Raw genomic sequence first — 15,452 nt, forward strand, 5'->3', positions numbered from 1 at the left:
TACCGCACGGCCGCCACCGACCGTTCCTCCCTCGCCCCAAGGAGAGGCCGTGCGCGGAGCCCCGGTCCGGCTCCGGGGCTAACGCGCCCTGCGCACCTCCACGTTGAAGTCCGCGTGCCCGAGGCCCTGCATGAGGTTCACCCACAGCGGCAGGTACATCTCCGTGGCCCGCGCCGTGCGGATGCCCCCCAGGTCGAACACGCGGTCCGAGGGCCAGCCGAACTCGCCCAGCAGCGCGGTCACCTGCTCCTTGGCGCCCTCGTCGTCACCGGAGACGAAGATCTGGTGCTCGCCCGGCACCCTCGAAGGGTCGACCATCACCTCGCAGTTGACGGTGTTGAGACTCTTCACCACCTTGGCCCGCGGGAACTCCCGCTGGATCTGCTCGCCCACGCTGTCCGACTCGACGGGAGACAGCCGCAGCTCGCCGTCCTCGAACGCCAGGGGGTTGGAGACGTCCAACAGCACCTTGCCGTCCAGGTTCTCCTCCCCGGCCGACCGCAGCACCGTGAGCGCGATCCGCCCGCCCACCGCGTTCAGCACCACCTCGCCGAACGCCGCGGCGTCCTCGAAGGTGCCGTGCTGTGCCGTGGGACCCGCACCCTCCGCCCACGCGACGGCCGCCGCGTTGTCCTTCGTGCGCGAACCCAGACAGACCTCGTGCCCCAGACCGACCAGCTTGCCGGCCAGGGTGCGCCCGACGTCGCCCGTGCCCAGAACCCCGTATCGCATCGTCGTTCCTCCCGTTGTCGGGACCGCCGGCGCCGACGGCCCGCGGTCATTGTGCTCCGGGGCGCGCTCCGGAGCGGCCGTTTCACCTGGACACCCGGGGAATGTGTCGGGCGGGACGGTGGGGTGGCCGGTCGAAAACCCTCGTATTTGTACGGGGGCTTTCGGCGTCGTGTCGCCCGTGTCGCCCGGCGAGAACAGCCCGTGAACGCTCCGCGGCGGGGTCCCTGTGCAATCCGTAAGGGTTCGAGGATTGGTCTTGACCAAGGGTGGGGGCGGCCCTATGGTCGCAGGGTTAGTGCAGGAACCTTTAATAAACAAGGGCGTTAAAACGCCGCCGGGCCACGGCGATTGCGGAGGACAGGGTGGGGACCACGCAGTTGGAATCGGTGCCGGAACCGAAGTACTGGCACCTGAGGACCGTGCTCAGCGAGGCGCTGGACTCCGAGTTCACCGTGGGCGAGATCCTGCCCAACGAACGTGACCTCGCGGCCCGTTTCGGGGTCGCCCGGGCGACCCTGCGCCAGGCGCTCGAACAGCTCGAACTGGAAGGCCGTCTCCAGCGCCGGCGCGGTGTGGGCACCACGGTCGCGCCCCCGCGCGTGGGCGTGGCCGTCGGAACCGAACAGCACGTGTGGCCGGGGGCGGCGGGCGACACCTGGCACGCGGCGGACTGCGCGGTGAGCGCGCCGCCCGCGTCGGTGGCCGGCATCCTGGAGACCGCCGACGGCGAGGCGGTGCACACCGTTCGCCGGTCGCTGGTGACACACGGTCAGCCCGTCGCCGCCGAGCTCCTGTACATCCCGGAGTCCTCGGTGCCGGACCTGTCGGCGATCGACGCGCCCTCGGGTGCGGCACGCGCGCGTGCGGTCCTGCGGGAGCTCCAGCGCCTGGACCTGGAGGGCCAGGACCGGGCCGTCGAGCTGGGCTCGGCCCGCGCGGACGACGCCAAGGAGCTCGACCGACTTCCCGGGGCGCCCGTCCTCGTCGTCACGACCCGCTTCTTCAGCGAGGGCCGCACCGTGGCGGTGTCCGTGGCCACCTACCGCGCCGACACCTGCCGGCTCACGTTCGGTGACTCGGGCGGCGTGGAGATCCACCACGACCCGGAGCGTCGCGCCTCCTGAGCCGACCGGCCCGGACGCAGCGCTCCGTCCGGGCACGGGGCGAAACCACACCCGTCGCACCCCTGAAGACACCTCGGGGCGCGACGGGTTTCGTGTTCGGCGGGATGGGGCCACGGCGACAGTTGTGGAGATGGCCCTGGCCCTGCGTCGGGCCGGGCGCCGGTGAGGAGTCGCCGCCTGGCCCCGGTGTCAGCCTCGGTGCGGCGCCTGGTCCCGGTGTCAGCCACGGTGCGGCGCCTGGTCCCGGTGTCAGCCACGGTGCGGCGCCTGGCTCCGGTGTCAGCCACGGTGCGGCACCTCGCCCTGGTGTCAGCCCCGGTGCGGCGCCTCGCCCCGGTGTCAGCCCGGGCGCAGCGCCTGGCTCCGGTGTCAGCCGCGGCGCGGCACCTCGCCCCGACGTGAGCCGCGGCGCGCCGGCCGCCCCGGACCTCAGCCGCGGCGCGCCGTCACCGTGCCCTCCACCGCGAACAGTTCTTCCTCCACATGGTCGAGGGCCAGCCGCAGCGCGCCCGTCGCGACGGCCGCCTCGCCCAGAAGTGACAGGGCCACCTTGGGCGGCCGCAGGCAGTAGCGCGCCAACTCCCTTCGCAGCGGCTCCAGTACGCCGTCCAGCCCCGCGGCCCAGCCGCCGATGACGACCAGTTCCGGGTCGAGGGCGAGCACCAGCGCGGCCACGTCGTGCACGAGCCGCTGGATGAAGCGGTCCATCGCCGCGCGCGCCCGCAGGTCGCCGTCCTTGGCCAGCGCGAACACCTTCGCGACCGCCTGCTCGTCGAGCGGGTGCAGCGGCTCGTCCGTCGTCGACAGCAGCGTCTCCGGGGTGACGTCACGGCCCAGCAGATGCAGCGCGCCGATCTCGCCGGCCGCTCCGCCGAAGCCCCGGTGCAGCCGCCCGCCGATCAGCGCGCCGGCGCCCGGGCTCAGCCCCGCCAGGACGAACACGACGTCGTCCGACTCGGTCGCCGCGCCCTTCCAGTGCTCCGCGACCGCCGCCGCGTTGGCGTCGTTCTCGACGAGCACCGGACACTTGAAGGAACGGCTCAGCCGTTCGCCCAGCGGCAGGCCGGTCCACTCCGGCAGTGCCGTCCCCAGGCGTACGGTGCCGTCCGCCTCCACGATGCCCGGGCTGCCCACGCCCACCGCGCGCAGCGAACTGCGGGCCACGCCCGCCCTGCGCAGCAGCTCGGCGACCGCCATCCGCAGCCGTTCCAGCCGCTCGTCGGCCGAAGCGGTCTCCTCCACGTCCTTGGCCATCGCGCCCATCACGCGCCCGTCCAGGTCCGCGAGCAGCGCCGCGACACGGTGCGGGCCGATCTCCAGGCCCAGCAGGTGCCCCGCCTCGGCCCGGAACCGGTACCGGCGTGCCGGACGCCCCTGACGCCGTGTGGCGCCCTCCTCGGCCGCCTTCTCGACGACGAGCCCGTTCTCGATCAGCCCCTCGACGACCCCTTCGACCGTCGGCCGTGACAGGCCGGTCACCCGGGTGATCTCGGTGAGGGTCGCGCAGTCCGTGGCACGCAGGGCGTGCAGGACCACCGCGGAATTGATCCGTCGCAGCAGAGAGGGATCCCCGCCGGTCAACCGCCCCAACGTCCGTCCTCCCAGCTCGTACGCGTGTTGGCCGGATCGTACTCGCAGCCGGGGACCCCGGCGAGGGCCGGGGACCCTTTACCGTCCTCGGGCCCCTTCAGCCCGGAGCCACGAACCCCGATTCGTACGCCGCGATGACCGCCTGCGTGCGGTCCCGGGCTCCCAGCTTCGCCAGTACGGAGCTGACGTGCGACTTGACCGTCTCGGTGCCGACGACCAGCCGCGCGGCGATCTCGGCGTTGGACATCCCGCGGGCCATCAGCCGCAGCACCTCCGCCTCGCGCTCCGTCAGCGCGGCCCGCTCCATCGCCGCCCGCGCCGCCGGACTGCCCCCGCCGTCCCCGTAGTCGGCAGCCAACTGCCGTACGGAGGCGGGGAACAGCAGCGACTCGCCCTCGGCCACCAGCCGGACCGCGTGCACGATCTCGGCCGGCCGCGCCCGCTTCAGCAGGAAGCCGTCGGCCCCCGCGCGCAGTGCCTCGTAGACGTACTCGTCGTTCTCGAAGGTGGTCACCACGAGGATCTTGGGCGGCTCGGCGACGGTCCGCAGGAGCGCGCGGGTGGCCTCGATACCGTCCATGAGGGGCATGCGGACGTCCATGGCGACCACGTCCGGACGCAGCTGCCGCACGAGCGGGATCACGGCGGCGCCGTCGGCGGCCTCACCGACGACCTCGATGTCGGGCTGCGCCTCCAGAACGGCGCGCAACCCCGCGCGGACGAGGGGTTCGTCGTCGACGAGCAGAACGGTGACCGGCATCCGGCCAGCGTAGATCAGTGCAGCGGCAACTCCGCATGCACCTGCCAGTCACCGCGGTCCGGGCCCGTACGGGCGCTGCCGCCGAGCAGCGCGGCCCGCTCCCGTATGCCCCGCAGACCACTGCCCCGCCCGGACCCCGATCTGCCGTCCGGCAGCGGATTGCGCACCTCCAGGGAGAGGGTGCCGTCCCGGACCTCGACCCGGACCCGCACCGGGACGCTCCCCGCGTGCCGGAGCACATTGGTGAGCGCCTCCTGGAGGATGCGGTACCCCTCCCTGGACACCGGACCGGCCACCGTCTCCACCGGGCCCGACACCTCGGCGTCCACCTTGGCGCCCGATACGCGCGCCGACTCCAGCAACCGGTCGGCGTCGGCCAGCGTGGGGCGCCCGCTCACCGGGCGCTCCGCCTCGCGCAGCACCCCCAGGACGCGTTCCAGGTCCTCCAGGGCGGCCCGTCCCGTCTCCTCGATGGCGGCCAGGGCCCGTCCGGTGAACTCGGGGTCGCCGGCCGCCCGCGCGGCTCCGGCCTGCACCACCGCGACGGTCAGCGCGTGGCCGATGGAGTCGTGCAGCTCCCGGGCGATGCGGTTGCGCTCCAGGAGCTGCTCGGTGCGCTCCTCCAGGGCGGCCAGCCGCTCGGTGGGGGAGGGGCCGAGGAGCCGCCGGGCGACCGCCGTGATGAGCTCGCCGATCCCGACCACCGCGCCGTACAGGGCGATCAGGGGCAGCGGGATCAGCAGGGCGCAGCTCCAGTGCGGTTCCAGGAGCCGCACCACAGGGTCGCCGGACGTCTCGTAGCCCAGGGCCGCCCTGGAGAGGTCGACGGTGATCATGGGGAGCCACACGGTGGTCATGGAGGCCGTCACGCCCAGCAGCAGGCGCGCCTCCAGCCAGAGCAGGGTCCGCCACCGGTCCCGCCATCCCGCCGAAGGAGCGACCGAGAAGCCCGCGTCCTCGCCGTCCCGGGCGCCCGGCGCCAGCATGAACCGCGCCTGCACCCCCTCGCCCCGCCGCACGGCCGGGATCAGCCCGAACGGAATCAGCAGGATCGCGGGCACCCACGGCCTCGAGGAGTCGATGTAGAGCCACACGCTGATGAACAGCATCGGCACCCACAGGTGCAGCAGGCGGGTGTACGTCGTCCCCCACAGCAGCGGGCGCAGGAATCGGGCCATTGCGCCATCCTCCCAGCGGGCACCGACAGCGGACCTCCCCCGGGCGGGGGAGACGATCTCCACCCGCGGGGGAGGTGGACACCGGTGCCCGGCGGCCAGGCTGTGCCCATGACCAGCATCGACGTCCAAGACCTGACCAAGGAGTACGGCACCCGGCGCGCGGTGGACCACCTGTCCTTCAGCGTCCTCCCGGGCCGCGTCACCGGATTCCTCGGCCCCAACGGCGCCGGGAAGTCCACCACCATGCGGCTCGTCCTGGGCCTGGACCGGCCCACCTCCGGCACCGCCACCATCGGCGGCCGCGCCTACGCCGACCTCGATGAACCGCTCCGGACGGTGGGCGCCCTCCTCGACGCGGGCGCCGCGCACGGCTCGCGGACCGCCAGGAACCACCTGAGGGCACTCGCAGCGGCCGGCCGCATCCCCGAACGCCGGGTCGACGAGGTGCTGGAGGAGACCGGCCTCGCCGCGGTGGCCCGCCGCCGGGTCAGGACGTACTCCCTGGGCATGCGTCAGCGTCTGGGCATCGCGGCCGCCCTCCTCGGCGACCCGCCCGTGGTGCTCCTGGACGAACCGTCGAACGGGCTGGACCCCGAGGGGATCATCTGGATCCGGGAGCTGCTGCGCCGGCTGGCGCGGGAGGGGCGCACCGTCCTCGTCTCCAGCCACCTCATGAACGAGACCGCCTCCTTCGCCGACCAGCTCGTCGTCCTCGGCCGCGGGCGGCTCCTGGCCGACCTGCCGATGCGCGAGTTCATCGACGCCCGCGTGCAGCCGCGGGTCCGGGTGCGCGGCACGGACAGCCGCGCGCTGGGAGGCCTGCTCGCGCAGCACGGCATCGAGGCCGTCGAGGGCGAGGAGGGCCGCTGGACCGCGTTCGACGCACGACCGGAGGACATCGGCCGTCTGACCGCGGCGGCCGGCCTCACCGTCCTCGAACTCGCCTCGGAGGAAGGCACGTTGGAACAGGCATATCTGGACCTGACCGCAGCCGAGACCGAGTTCGCCGCCCCCGCCCAGCCCCAGGAGGCCTGACCATGTCCTTCGCACCCGCACTCCGCGCGGAACTGATCAAGATCCGGACCCTGCGCTCGCTCCTGTGGGGCCTGCTGGGCGTCCTCGCGGCCACGGCCGCCTTCTCGGCGCTCGCCGGGCTCGACGACTCGGCCGACCCGGACTTCGACCCGCTCTTCTCGGCCTTCTTCGGCGTCACCTTCGGCCAGATCGCGGCCATCACCTTCGGAGCCCAGGCGGTCTCGGCCGAGTACCAGGGCGGCGCGCTGCGCGTCTCGCTGGCGGCGGTGCCCGACCGAGGGCGCTGGTTCCTGGCCAAGACCCTGGCGGTCGGCGTACCGGCCCTGGGCGTCGGCCTCGTCACGGGCGTGGTCAGCCTGGTCGTGGGGACGTCCGTGCTCGGATCCCGGGCGGACGCCCTGACCTGGCAGCAGGAACTTCGGGGCGTGGCCGGGTGCGCGGTCTATCTGGCGCTGATGGCCCTGTTCGCGGCGGGTCTGGCAGCCGTGCTGCGCAGCGGGGTCGCCACCTTGAGCATCCTGATCCCGTTCCTGCTGATCGTGTCCTTCGTCATCGGGAACGCGTCCGGGACGGTGGCGGACTTCCTGCCGGACAAGGCCGGCCAGACGGTCCTGCACGTCACGCAGCAAGGGTCTCTGGGCCCCTGGAGCGGGCTCGCCGTGACCGCTCTGTGGGCCGCCGCGGCCCTGGGCGCGGGCGCGTGGTGCGTCCGGCGCAGGGACGCGTGAGCGGACCGGCCTCCTGACGCCTCACCAATTGTCAGTGGCGAGGGCTTTACTGGACGTCATGACCATCGCGGAACAGCTCGCCACGATCGACCGGCTGTGCGCCGAGGAGTTCCCCACGGCGCACAGCCGGTCGGTCGCCGGGTCGTACGGCGGGTTCGGGGGACCGGGGTTCCACGCAGTCGCGTGGGAGCTGAGCGCCGGCTCTCTCCCGGGCCCGGAGCGCGAACGGGAGGTGGCCGAGCAGTACGAGGCGGAACGCGAGGCGCTGGCGCAACGGCTGAGCGACCGACGGGGGGAGTCGCAGTGGATCAGCCTCGACGGCATGTTCCTGCGCGCGCAGCAGGGCGACGAGCGCATACCCGAGCCCTGGGCCCTGCTGAGCGCGCACATGAGGAACGTGGACGTGTGGAAGGCCGAGGAGGTCGGCCGGTGGATCGCCCTCGGTGTCTCCGGAACCGGACGGGACGCGGAGCCGAGGCTGCTGGTGGTGATCACGGACATCGATCCGCCCTGATCACTGGCGTGGATCCTTCCTGATCGCGGGCCCGGATCCGCCGTGATCACGGGCATGGATCCGCAGTGATCCGGACTCCGGCGAGGCCGGGCGCGCCGGTCACCGGACGAGGTGCCCGCACACCTCCTCGACCAGCCCGTCGGCGTCGTCGAGCGCGGCGGCGAGTGTCTCCGGAGTCGTGCCGAGCGCGGAGAACAGTCCGTGGGCCCTCCCGGCGAAGTCGGCCGGTGCGCAGACTAGTTGGCTCGCGGCACGGACCGCCCCCTTCTCGTTGAGCACCCAGCGCCGGTCATGGGCGTGGAGGGCGTGCGCGAGGATTCCGACCGCGCGGAAGAGGCACCCGGCGACGTGGAAGACGTCCCCGCGAGCGGCTCCCTTCCGGGCGCCCGCGAGGATGAACGGCGCCTCCCAGCGAGCGTTCTCCATGAGTGCCTCACGCAGCGGCTCCGGGTAGTCGCGGGTCTCCTTGCGCAAGGCCCGGAGTTCGCCCCCGGGGTCGGCCAGGACCTGTCCGACGGCCAGCTCGCCGACGTACGCGTGGGAGTACACGCCCAGGGGATGGCCGGGCTGGACACCGATCTCGAAGCGCCCGGCGAGACACTGCCGCCAGACGTGGTGCACCCGGTCCAGGTCGCGGTAGATCCAGTCGACGCGGTGACGGTCGACGGTGAGCCAGGCCCCGCCGTCCACCCACGGCCCCCAGCCGCCCGGCTCGGACACCTCGACCGGGGCGCCGGTCAGCCGTGCGGCGAGCAGGCGCAGAGCCCCGGTGTCCAGCGGCGGGCGGTAGTACAGGCCCAGATCGAAGTCGGAGTCGGGGCCGTGCGTGCCCGTGGCCCGGCTGCCACCCAGACACACCCCGACGACACCCTCGACCTCGCTCAGCCGCTCCGCGATCTCCGCCAGACGATCCATACCCCCGAGTCTGCCGAGCCGGACACCCCGCCCGCGACCGTTTTCCGCGCCGCCCGGTGTACCCGGGAACGCCGAGAGGCCGCCCGCGGGGTCCGGTGTGGGCCGGGGTGCGGGCGGCCTCCAGGGGGTCGCTTCGGGGCGTCGGTCAGAGGATCGCGCCGGGCGTGTAGCCCGCGGCCTCCGGGTGCTGCTTCACGATCTCCTCGACCCGGCCGACGACGACGGCCACCTGACCGGCCGCGGCACCGGTGAAGGACAGCTTGTCGGCCATCAGCTCGTCGAGCTGCGCGCGGTCCAGCGGGATCCGCTCGTCGGCGGCGAGCTTGTCGAGCAGCTCGTTGCGCTCGGCGCCCTGCTCGCGCATGGCCAGGGCCGAGGCGACGGCGTTCTCCTTGATCGCCTCGTGGGCGACCTCACGGCCGACACCGGCGCGCACGGCGCCCATGAGCACCTTGGTCGTCGCGAGGAAGGGCAGGTAGCGGTCCAGCTCGCGGGCGACGACGGCGGGGAAGGCGCCGAACTCGTCCAGGACCGTCAGGAACGTCTCCAGCAGACCGTCGAGCGCGAAGAACGCGTCCGGCAGCGCGACCCGGCGCACCACCGAGCACGACACGTCGCCCTCGTTCCACTGGTCGCCGGCCAGCTCGCCGGTCATCGACGCGTAGCCGCGCAGGATGACCATCAGGCCGTTGACGCGCTCGCAGGAGCGGGTGTTCATCTTGTGCGGCATCGCGGAGGAGCCGACCTGGCCGGGCTTGAAGCCCTCGGTGACCAGCTCGTGCCCGGCCATGAGCCGGATCGTCTTGGCCGTCGAGGACGGACCCGCGGCCAGCTGTACCAGCGCGGTGACGACGTCGTAGTCGAGGGAGCGCGGGTAGACCTGGCCGACGGAGGTGAAGGCCTGCGAGAAGCCGAGGTGCCCGGCGATCCGCTGCTCCAGGTCGGCGAGCTTGGCCGCGTCGCCGCCCAGCAGGTCGAGCATGTCCTGGGCCGTGCCGACCGGGCCCTTGATGCCGCGGAGCGGGTAGCGGCCGAGGAGCTCCTCGAGGCGGCCGTACGCGACGAGCATCTCGTCCGCGGCGGTCGCGAAGCGCTTGCCCAGGGTGGTGGCCTGCGCGGCCACGTTGTGGGAGCGGCCGGCCATGACCAGCTCGGCGTACTCGCCGGCGAGCTTGGCCAGCCGGGCCAGGACCGCCACCGTACGGTCGCGCATCAGCTCCAGCGAGAGGCGGATCTGCAGCTGCTCGACGTTCTCGGTGAGGTCGCGGGACGTCATGCCCTTGTGCACGTGCTCGTGGCCGGCGAGGTCGTTGAACTCCTCGATCCGCGCCTTCACGTCGTGCCGGGTGACTTTCTCGCGCTCGGCGATGGAGGCGAGGTCGACCTGGTCGAGGACGCGCTCGTAGTCGGCGATCGCGGCGTCCGGCACCTCGATCCCGAGGTCCTTCTGCGCCCGCAGCACGGCGAGCCAGAGCTGACGCTCCAGCTTCACCTTCTGCTCGGGGGACCAGAGAGTGGCGAGCTCGGCGGAGGCGTAGCGTCCGGCGAGAACGTTGGGGATACGGGGCTTAGCAGGCGCGGCAGTCACGTGTACGGAGCATACCGGCTGTCCGGCGCTGCTCCTGTTATGTCCGGGGCGTCCGGGATGCGCAGGTCGTGGCGGAGCGGCACCCCCCGGCGGACCGGGGTGTGCGTGAGAGGTGCGGGGACGGGGCACGGGTGGCGCGCTCGGTGCGCACCGCCGGCCACGTCGTCGCTCCTGCCTCCACCGGCGGGTGCGGTGGATTGACGCTCAACTCCTTTGAACAGAGGGGAGTTGTTCACCGTATTGATGGACAGAGGTGTTGGTGGAACGTTTTCGCAGGACGGTGATCAGGATCCAGAACGCGGGGGACGGTTTCCGTACCCCGCCTGGGCGTGCGGATCGGGGTGGGACTGCTCGCTGCCGACAACAGCGCGCAGGCCCCCGTACGTCTTCGAAGTGAACCGGTCGTGGGCGAAGGTGAGCTCTGCTGTGATCAGTTGGTTGCGCTCATCGTTGACCTCTTCGATCTCCTGCATCAGCTGGGAGTTCTTGGCGCGCAGGGCCGTGTTGGCGTTGCGCGCCTCGTCGAGGGCTCGGGCGTGACTGCCGAGTCGGATGGCTGTGATCGTGGCCCTGCGGGCCATGGCTTTCTCGCGTTTGGACAGATCCTGCTCGCGCTTGTGCATCTCCAGCTCAAGGCGTTTTCGGTGCTCCGCCAGGACGCTGAGTTCGTGTCGTGTACGGGCGTCGACCTGGTTGACCGTGTGACGGAGCAGGGCGGCAAGTGCCCCGGCCACGCCCATGGTTAACAGGCCGACCCCGACGGTCGCGGACTCCCATGTATGGTGCCAGACTCCTTCGCCCACGAATGTCCAGCCGGCTGTGCAGCTGGCGGCGGACGCGAGTGCCAGTCTGTACGCCACGTCTCGTTACCCCCTTGCAGTGGCCCCCCGGTTGTCGTCGGCGTCGAGATCCTTCTGGAGCTCGATAGCTTGGACGATGTTCCCGCTGAGCATTGTGCGGATTCTGAGATCAGTGATGCCCCATGCGTCCATTGCCTCCTCCGGGGTGAGTGTTACTGAGGCTACCCTCCGTACCGGGGGCTGAGGCCCGTGTTCCGGCGGAAGCATGCCGCTGTTCACCAACATCTCTCGCTGGTCGAGGCCGAGTACTGACGCCCAGGTGGTCAGTTGCGAGGGCAGGGGAAGGGTCTTCCCTTCCAGTGTTCGGCTGATCGTCGTCAGGCTCACTCCAATCGAGATGGCCAGCTGAGCCCGGCCACCGGCTCGTGGGCGGACGTCGTACCCGGCCGCTGTCGCGGCATTTGTGAGGTACTCGCCAACCCTCCTTGCGAGAGCTTGTCGCTCACCGCGGGACTCGTGGGGGGACTCTTCCATGCTCCGCATGTTCCGGAGAGTAGCGCGCGTGTATGCAACTTGCACGCGACTTGCATGCGTGCATCTTCGCAGGTCAATAGCCATTTAGCCGTCATGCCAGGCCAAGGGGGACGCCTCGCACGTCAGTTCCCAACAAAAAGTCTCGCAGTCACTCGGGCGAAGCAACTTGCGCACGTGTACGCAAGTTGCATATGTTGCATGACTGTGAGTTAGTCGCACGTATGCAAGTCCCTTTGAGGGGACCCTATTTGCACCGCCTCGGCATCGGCTCGTCCAGGCTCCGGAGCTGCGAGGCATCAGCGGGGACGCCTCGAAACCCTTCGGACACGACGACCCGGTCATCCGGCGCCCGAGCCCGGCCATGGCCGGAGCGGGCCGTCGCAGCACCTGCCCACCACAGTTCATCCACTCATGAACGGAGTAGGCCTTGATCGCCGAGGCTAACGCCGCCACACCGCGGTTCGAAACCAGAGAACCGGCCCTTATCGCCCGAGCGCTCGCGGGCGACCGGGACGCGTTCGGGGAGCTCTACGCACTGCACCACCCCGCGGTACTGGCTTACGTACAGCGCCGTGTACGCAATCGGCAGGTCGCCGAGGACATCACCGGCGAGACCTTTCTCAACGCCTGGATGAAACGCGGGACTTTCACGTATCGCGGCATCGGCTTCGTGGGATGGCTGATCACCATCGCCCGGAACAAGGTCATCGATCATTGCAAGAGCGCCCAGCGCCGTGAATTCGTCGTCGAGGACATGCTGGGCTTCGACGAGGACCTCACGGTCAGTACCGAGGACACCGTACTGATCAGTCTGGACGAGGAGTTGCTGCGGCGGGCGCTGGAGCAGCTGCGGCCGCCACAGCGCGAGGTCCTCACCCGCCGGTTCCTGATGGAGTTCTCGGTGCTGGAGACCGCGCGCCAGATGGAGCGTTCCGAAGGGGCCGTGAAGACCCTGCAGTTCAGGGCGCTGGCCAAGCTGCGCAGTGAGTATCTGGGGGTGGCGGCATGACCACGGTGCCCGGGATCCGTTCGGCCGTCGAGGCTCATCTTGCCGAACAACTCAGCGCTTTCGCCCGGGAGTTCGTCGCCGACCTGGAGGCGCAGGGGCGTCTGGTGGAGGCCGGCGGTGCCGGTGCCCTCGAACGGCTGCGGACCCAGGTGGAGGCGGGGCAGAACTGCCCGGAGGCCTACCACGCGGCCGTGGACACCATCGTCGAGGACTGCGGTTACCCGAGCGAGGTCGCGATGCGGATCGCCACCGCGCTCAACCGCAAGGGGCTGATCCCCGGCGACGACGTGGAGCCCCGCCATGACCGCGAGCCGGCGGCCGGGCCGGAACGCGAGGAGCGGGAGACGGTCGCCGAAGGCCCCGGTGCCACCGCGACCCGGCACGACCGGGCCGCCGCCCCCGAGCCGGCGCCCGGGACGCCCGGTCCCGCCGACGAGGAAGTCGAGCGCGGGCACGATCAGGCACCCGCGTCAGTGCCCGACCGGGCGGGACCGCCGTCCGGCGCGGAGGACCCCGATCCACGGCACGACCGCGCCTCCGTGTCCTCGCCGCTGGTGCCGGCCGCGCGCGGTGCGATCGTCCTGCACCTCGCCGACCGGGGCGCCGGCCGGGTCATGGCGGACTACGGGGCCGCGCCGGTCCCGAGGCGGGTCGAGGGCCAGGTCCCGCGGGTCCGGCCGGCCGCCGCGCGGTCGCGTGCGGTGGGCTGGGGCAGTGCCACGGCTCGCGCGGTCTCCGTCGCGGCGAGCCTGCAGTCCGACCATCTCGCCCGCCTGGAGGCCATGCAGATCACGGCGGACGGCGAGCGGGTGACCGTGGCCATCAAGGCCACGTGCCTGGCGGACTGGGAGTACTGGCTCGACGCGATCGGGGCTCCCCGCAACGTCCGGACCAGGACGGCCGGTCACGCGCAGGTGGCGGCGGGGACCCTCGACGGAGTCGCGGTGCACCTCACCGCGCACGGTGTCCCCGAACTCCTCCAGGAGGCGAGCGACGCGGCCGTCGATCCCTTCTTCCTCTGGGGACGGATCTACGACCTCGGACTGGGCCAGGTCGACCGGGCCGACCGGATCTGGCTGTCGCTCGGACGGCGTCAGGACGAGCGCGGGATGCCCCTGCTCGTCCTGCGCGGAACCGACGGTCCTCCCTACCCGCTCGCGTCGATCGTCATGGCGCACGGCCCGCTGACGGCCACCCCCCTGCCCTCCGGCGGATTGGCCGGGGACAGCGCCTGATCGCCGGCGGTTCGCCGCATCGACTGGCTGTTTCTCACTCGTGGTGCCCCGCGCCTCTGTACGAGGTGAACCGGGGCGACGCGTCCACGCGTGCTCACGTTCCGTGTACTGAACCTGGCGCAGAGCGACCCTGCCTCGTAGTAGGTGTGGTGGCTGGGTATGGCTGGTTTCCCACCCTGTCGGCGGCTCGTCCCAAGGGTGCCGATGGGGCACATCGGCCCTGATCGGTCCACCGGTGGCATGTCGGTGCCAAAAGGTACGCACGTGCCTTTGCCCCGGCCACGCCCGTGGACAGGTGCCGGCAAGTTCTTCGGGCGGTGCTCAGGGGCGTACTTCTCAGGCCCTCGCATGAGTGCTTTGATGTTGATTCCAGCGGGAACTCCCCGCTGGCCTGTTACTTGCCATCCCCCTCCGGGATGGCGAGACGGCTCCTCTCCATGCTCCGCAAAGCTGGTGGGGCCGTCGGCGGGGCCCGGCGTACGCGCCGGGCCCGGCCGTAGTTCCGGGGCGCGTGAGTGAGCGCATTCGACGTCACTCCCGCGCCGTCGCGCGCCCCCCGTGCGCCCTGTGGCGACCGAGGGGTGATCGGGTAGCGTCCTCGTCATGCGGAGCATGGGCCGCCGTGTCACTCGTGAGAGCGGCACGGCGGAAGCCTTCCGGCTCGACGCTTCCCCCGGCTCCCGCGGTCACCTCCGGTAAGACGGCTCAGACGCCCTGGCCGCCCGTGACGGGGCCCTCGTGCACGGAACCCTCGTAGGGCAGCAGCTCCGGCCGCTTCGCCGGCCGGCCGTCCCCGGACGAGCGCCCGGTCAGCCGTCGTCCGATCCACGGCAGCAGGTGCTGCCGGGCGAAGCGCGCGTCCGCCGCCCGGCGCGAGACCCAGCCCGGCGGCGGGCTCGGCGGCGACGGGACGTGCCACTGCGGGTCCTCGGCCTCGTACCCGAGGGTCTGCCACACGGCCTCCGCGACCCGGCGGTGCCCGTCGGCGGTGAGGTGCAGCCGGTCGACGTCCCACGAGCGGGGGTCGGCGAGCGAGGGCGCCCCGTACAGGTCGACCACCAGGGCGCCGTGCCGGCCGGCGAGATCGTCGACGACGGTGAACAGCTCCTCCATCCGGGGCCGGAAGCGTTCGAGGACGGGACCGTTGCGACCGGGGCTGCGCATGAGGACGAGCTGTTCGCAGGCCGGGGCGAGCCGCTCCACGGCCTCCTCCAGGAGCCCGCGCACGCGTCCCATGTCGACCTTGGGACGCAGGGTGTCGTTGAGACCGCCCACCAGCGTGATCACATCGGGCCGCATGGCCACGGCCACGTCCACCTGCTCGTCGACGATCTGTCCGATCAGCTTGCCGCGCACCGCGAGGTTGGCGTAGCGGAAACCGGGGGACCGGGCCGCCATCCGGCCCGCGAGCAGGTCGGCCCATCCTCGGTACGAGCCGTCGGGCAACAGGTCCGACATGCCCTCGGTGAAGGAGTCGCCGACCGCGACGAGGCTGGTGTATGAGGCATTCATCTGCATGGCGAGAAAGATGGTAACCCGAAGACATACCCATCGGTCGGTCGGATGGTTCTACTGGGACCGAGCGGCAGACGGGCGGGGCGAGGCGGGCCCGACGGCGGGGCGGGCCGGGCCTCCCCTTGCGGGCGCCCGGCCCCTGGCCCCGGACCGGCGGTCGGATGGTCCGCCGGTCCGATGCGCCGTCCTCCGATG

At 71.8% G+C, this 15,452-nt stretch carries 15 protein-coding genes; 6 read left to right on the top strand and 9 right to left on the bottom strand.

The features are described from left to right. Positions 1 to 78: 78 nt before the first annotated feature. The gene (locus IO36_RS05155) at positions 79 to 732 is read right to left on the bottom strand and encodes an NADPH-dependent F420 reductase (RefSeq protein ID WP_037616557.1); all 654 of its coding nucleotides are present in this window, start codon (positions 730 to 732) and stop codon (positions 79 to 81) included. 362 nt (positions 733 to 1,094) lie between these two features. On the opposite strand from IO36_RS05155, the gene IO36_RS05160 reads away from it, so the two are divergent. Next, the gene (locus IO36_RS05160) at positions 1,095 to 1,856 is read left to right on the top strand and encodes a GntR family transcriptional regulator (protein ID WP_037616558.1); all 762 of its coding nucleotides are present in this window, start codon (positions 1,095 to 1,097) and stop codon (positions 1,854 to 1,856) included. A 429-nt stretch (positions 1,857 to 2,285) separates the two neighbouring features. Here IO36_RS05160 and IO36_RS05165 read toward each other — a convergent pair whose 3' ends face one another. From IO36_RS05165 to IO36_RS05175, 3 genes are all read right to left on the bottom strand, one after another. Then, positions 2,286 to 3,446: an ROK family transcriptional regulator gene (locus IO36_RS05165; protein ID WP_037616562.1), complete on the bottom strand. Its 1,161-nt coding sequence runs from the start codon at positions 3,444 to 3,446 to the stop codon at positions 2,286 to 2,288. 97 nt (positions 3,447 to 3,543) lie between these two features. Next, positions 3,544 to 4,206, bottom strand: coding sequence for a response regulator transcription factor (locus IO36_RS05170; protein ID WP_037616564.1), 663 nt, complete (start codon positions 4,204 to 4,206; stop codon positions 3,544 to 3,546). Positions 4,207 to 4,220: 14 nt separating this feature from the next. After that, a complete protein-coding gene (locus tag IO36_RS05175; protein ID WP_037616566.1) occupies positions 4,221 to 5,384 on the bottom strand; it encodes a sensor histidine kinase in 1,164 nt (387 codons plus the stop codon). Between the two features lie 108 nt (positions 5,385 to 5,492). Here IO36_RS05175 and IO36_RS05180 point away from each other — a divergent pair, with 108 nt between their 5' ends. Genes IO36_RS05180 through IO36_RS05190 form a run of 3 tightly spaced genes read left to right on the top strand, consistent with a single transcriptional unit; the run spans position 5,493 to position 7,661 of the window. Further along, positions 5,493 to 6,419, top strand: a complete 927-nt coding sequence (locus IO36_RS05180; protein ID WP_037616568.1) for an ABC transporter ATP-binding protein — start codon at positions 5,493 to 5,495, stop codon at positions 6,417 to 6,419. 2 nt (positions 6,420 to 6,421) lie between these two features. Further along, complete coding sequence (locus tag IO36_RS05185) at positions 6,422 to 7,147, top strand: ABC transporter permease subunit (RefSeq protein WP_037616570.1); 726 nt, start codon at positions 6,422 to 6,424, stop codon at positions 7,145 to 7,147. A 58-nt stretch (positions 7,148 to 7,205) separates the two neighbouring features. After that, the gene (locus IO36_RS05190) at positions 7,206 to 7,661 is read left to right on the top strand and encodes a hypothetical protein (protein WP_037616571.1); all 456 of its coding nucleotides are present in this window, start codon (positions 7,206 to 7,208) and stop codon (positions 7,659 to 7,661) included. A 99-nt stretch (positions 7,662 to 7,760) separates the two neighbouring features. Here IO36_RS05190 and IO36_RS05195 read toward each other — a convergent pair whose 3' ends face one another. The 4 genes from IO36_RS05195 to IO36_RS05210 all read right to left on the bottom strand — a co-directional run bounded on the left by IO36_RS05195 (position 7,761) and on the right by IO36_RS05210 (position 11,507). After that, on the bottom strand, positions 7,761 to 8,576 hold the full coding sequence (locus tag IO36_RS05195) for a nucleotidyltransferase domain-containing protein (RefSeq protein WP_037616572.1): 816 nt from the start codon (positions 8,574 to 8,576) through the stop codon (positions 7,761 to 7,763). A gap of 145 nt (positions 8,577 to 8,721) precedes the next feature. After that, entirely contained in the window at positions 8,722 to 10,164 is a 1,443-nt protein-coding gene (gene purB, locus IO36_RS05200) for an adenylosuccinate lyase (protein WP_037616573.1), read from the bottom strand. A gap of 284 nt (positions 10,165 to 10,448) precedes the next feature. Beyond that, complete coding sequence (locus IO36_RS05205) at positions 10,449 to 10,898, bottom strand: hypothetical protein (protein ID WP_158997232.1); 450 nt, start codon at positions 10,896 to 10,898, stop codon at positions 10,449 to 10,451. Between the two features lie 132 nt (positions 10,899 to 11,030). Continuing rightward, entirely contained in the window at positions 11,031 to 11,507 is a 477-nt protein-coding gene (locus IO36_RS05210; RefSeq protein ID WP_037616576.1) for a hypothetical protein, read from the bottom strand. A gap of 418 nt (positions 11,508 to 11,925) precedes the next feature. On the opposite strand from IO36_RS05210, the gene IO36_RS05215 reads away from it, so the two are divergent. Next, positions 11,926 to 12,507, top strand: a complete 582-nt coding sequence (locus tag IO36_RS05215) for an RNA polymerase sigma factor (protein ID WP_051900010.1) — start codon at positions 11,926 to 11,928, stop codon at positions 12,505 to 12,507. Then, positions 12,504 to 13,742 (top strand): BN159_2729 family protein, encoded by a 1,239-nt coding sequence (locus tag IO36_RS05220; RefSeq protein ID WP_037616578.1) that lies wholly within the window; start codon positions 12,504 to 12,506, stop codon positions 13,740 to 13,742. Before IO36_RS05215 ends, IO36_RS05220 begins: the two co-directional genes overlap by 4 nt. A 705-nt stretch (positions 13,743 to 14,447) precedes the next feature. Here the strand turns inward: IO36_RS05220 and IO36_RS05225 are convergent. Next, on the bottom strand, positions 14,448 to 15,260 hold the full coding sequence (locus IO36_RS05225) for an SGNH/GDSL hydrolase family protein (protein WP_037616580.1): 813 nt from the start codon (positions 15,258 to 15,260) through the stop codon (positions 14,448 to 14,450). Positions 15,261 to 15,452 lie beyond the last annotated feature (192 nt).

This window comes from Streptomyces aureus (assembly GCF_000725495.1).
Lineage (GTDB): Bacteria > Actinomycetota > Actinomycetes > Streptomycetales > Streptomycetaceae > Streptomyces > Streptomyces aureus_B.

Bases quoted from the DNA above. Each gene is read 5' to 3' on its own strand.
- IO36_RS05195 (WP_037616572.1), bottom strand. From the start codon at position 8,576: ATGGATCGTCTGGCGGAGATCGCGGAGCGGCTGAGCGAGGTCGAGGGT.
- IO36_RS05155 (WP_037616557.1), bottom strand. From the start codon at position 732: ATGCGATACGGGGTTCTGGGCACGGGCGACGTCGGGCGCACCCTGGCC.
- IO36_RS05225 (WP_037616580.1), bottom strand. From the start codon at position 15,260: ATGCAGATGAATGCCTCATACACCAGCCTCGTCGCGGTCGGCGACTCC.
- IO36_RS05190 (WP_037616571.1), top strand. From the start codon at position 7,206: ATGACCATCGCGGAACAGCTCGCCACGATCGACCGGCTGTGCGCCGAG.
- IO36_RS05185 (WP_037616570.1), top strand. From the start codon at position 6,422: ATGTCCTTCGCACCCGCACTCCGCGCGGAACTGATCAAGATCCGGACC.
- IO36_RS05210 (WP_037616576.1), bottom strand. From the start codon at position 11,507: ATGCGGAGCATGGAAGAGTCCCCCCACGAGTCCCGCGGTGAGCGACAA.
- IO36_RS05220 (WP_037616578.1), top strand. From the start codon at position 12,504: ATGACCACGGTGCCCGGGATCCGTTCGGCCGTCGAGGCTCATCTTGCC.
- IO36_RS05170 (WP_037616564.1), bottom strand. From the start codon at position 4,206: ATGCCGGTCACCGTTCTGCTCGTCGACGACGAACCCCTCGTCCGCGCG.
- IO36_RS05175 (WP_037616566.1), bottom strand. From the start codon at position 5,384: ATGGCCCGATTCCTGCGCCCGCTGCTGTGGGGGACGACGTACACCCGC.
- IO36_RS05180 (WP_037616568.1), top strand. From the start codon at position 5,493: ATGACCAGCATCGACGTCCAAGACCTGACCAAGGAGTACGGCACCCGG.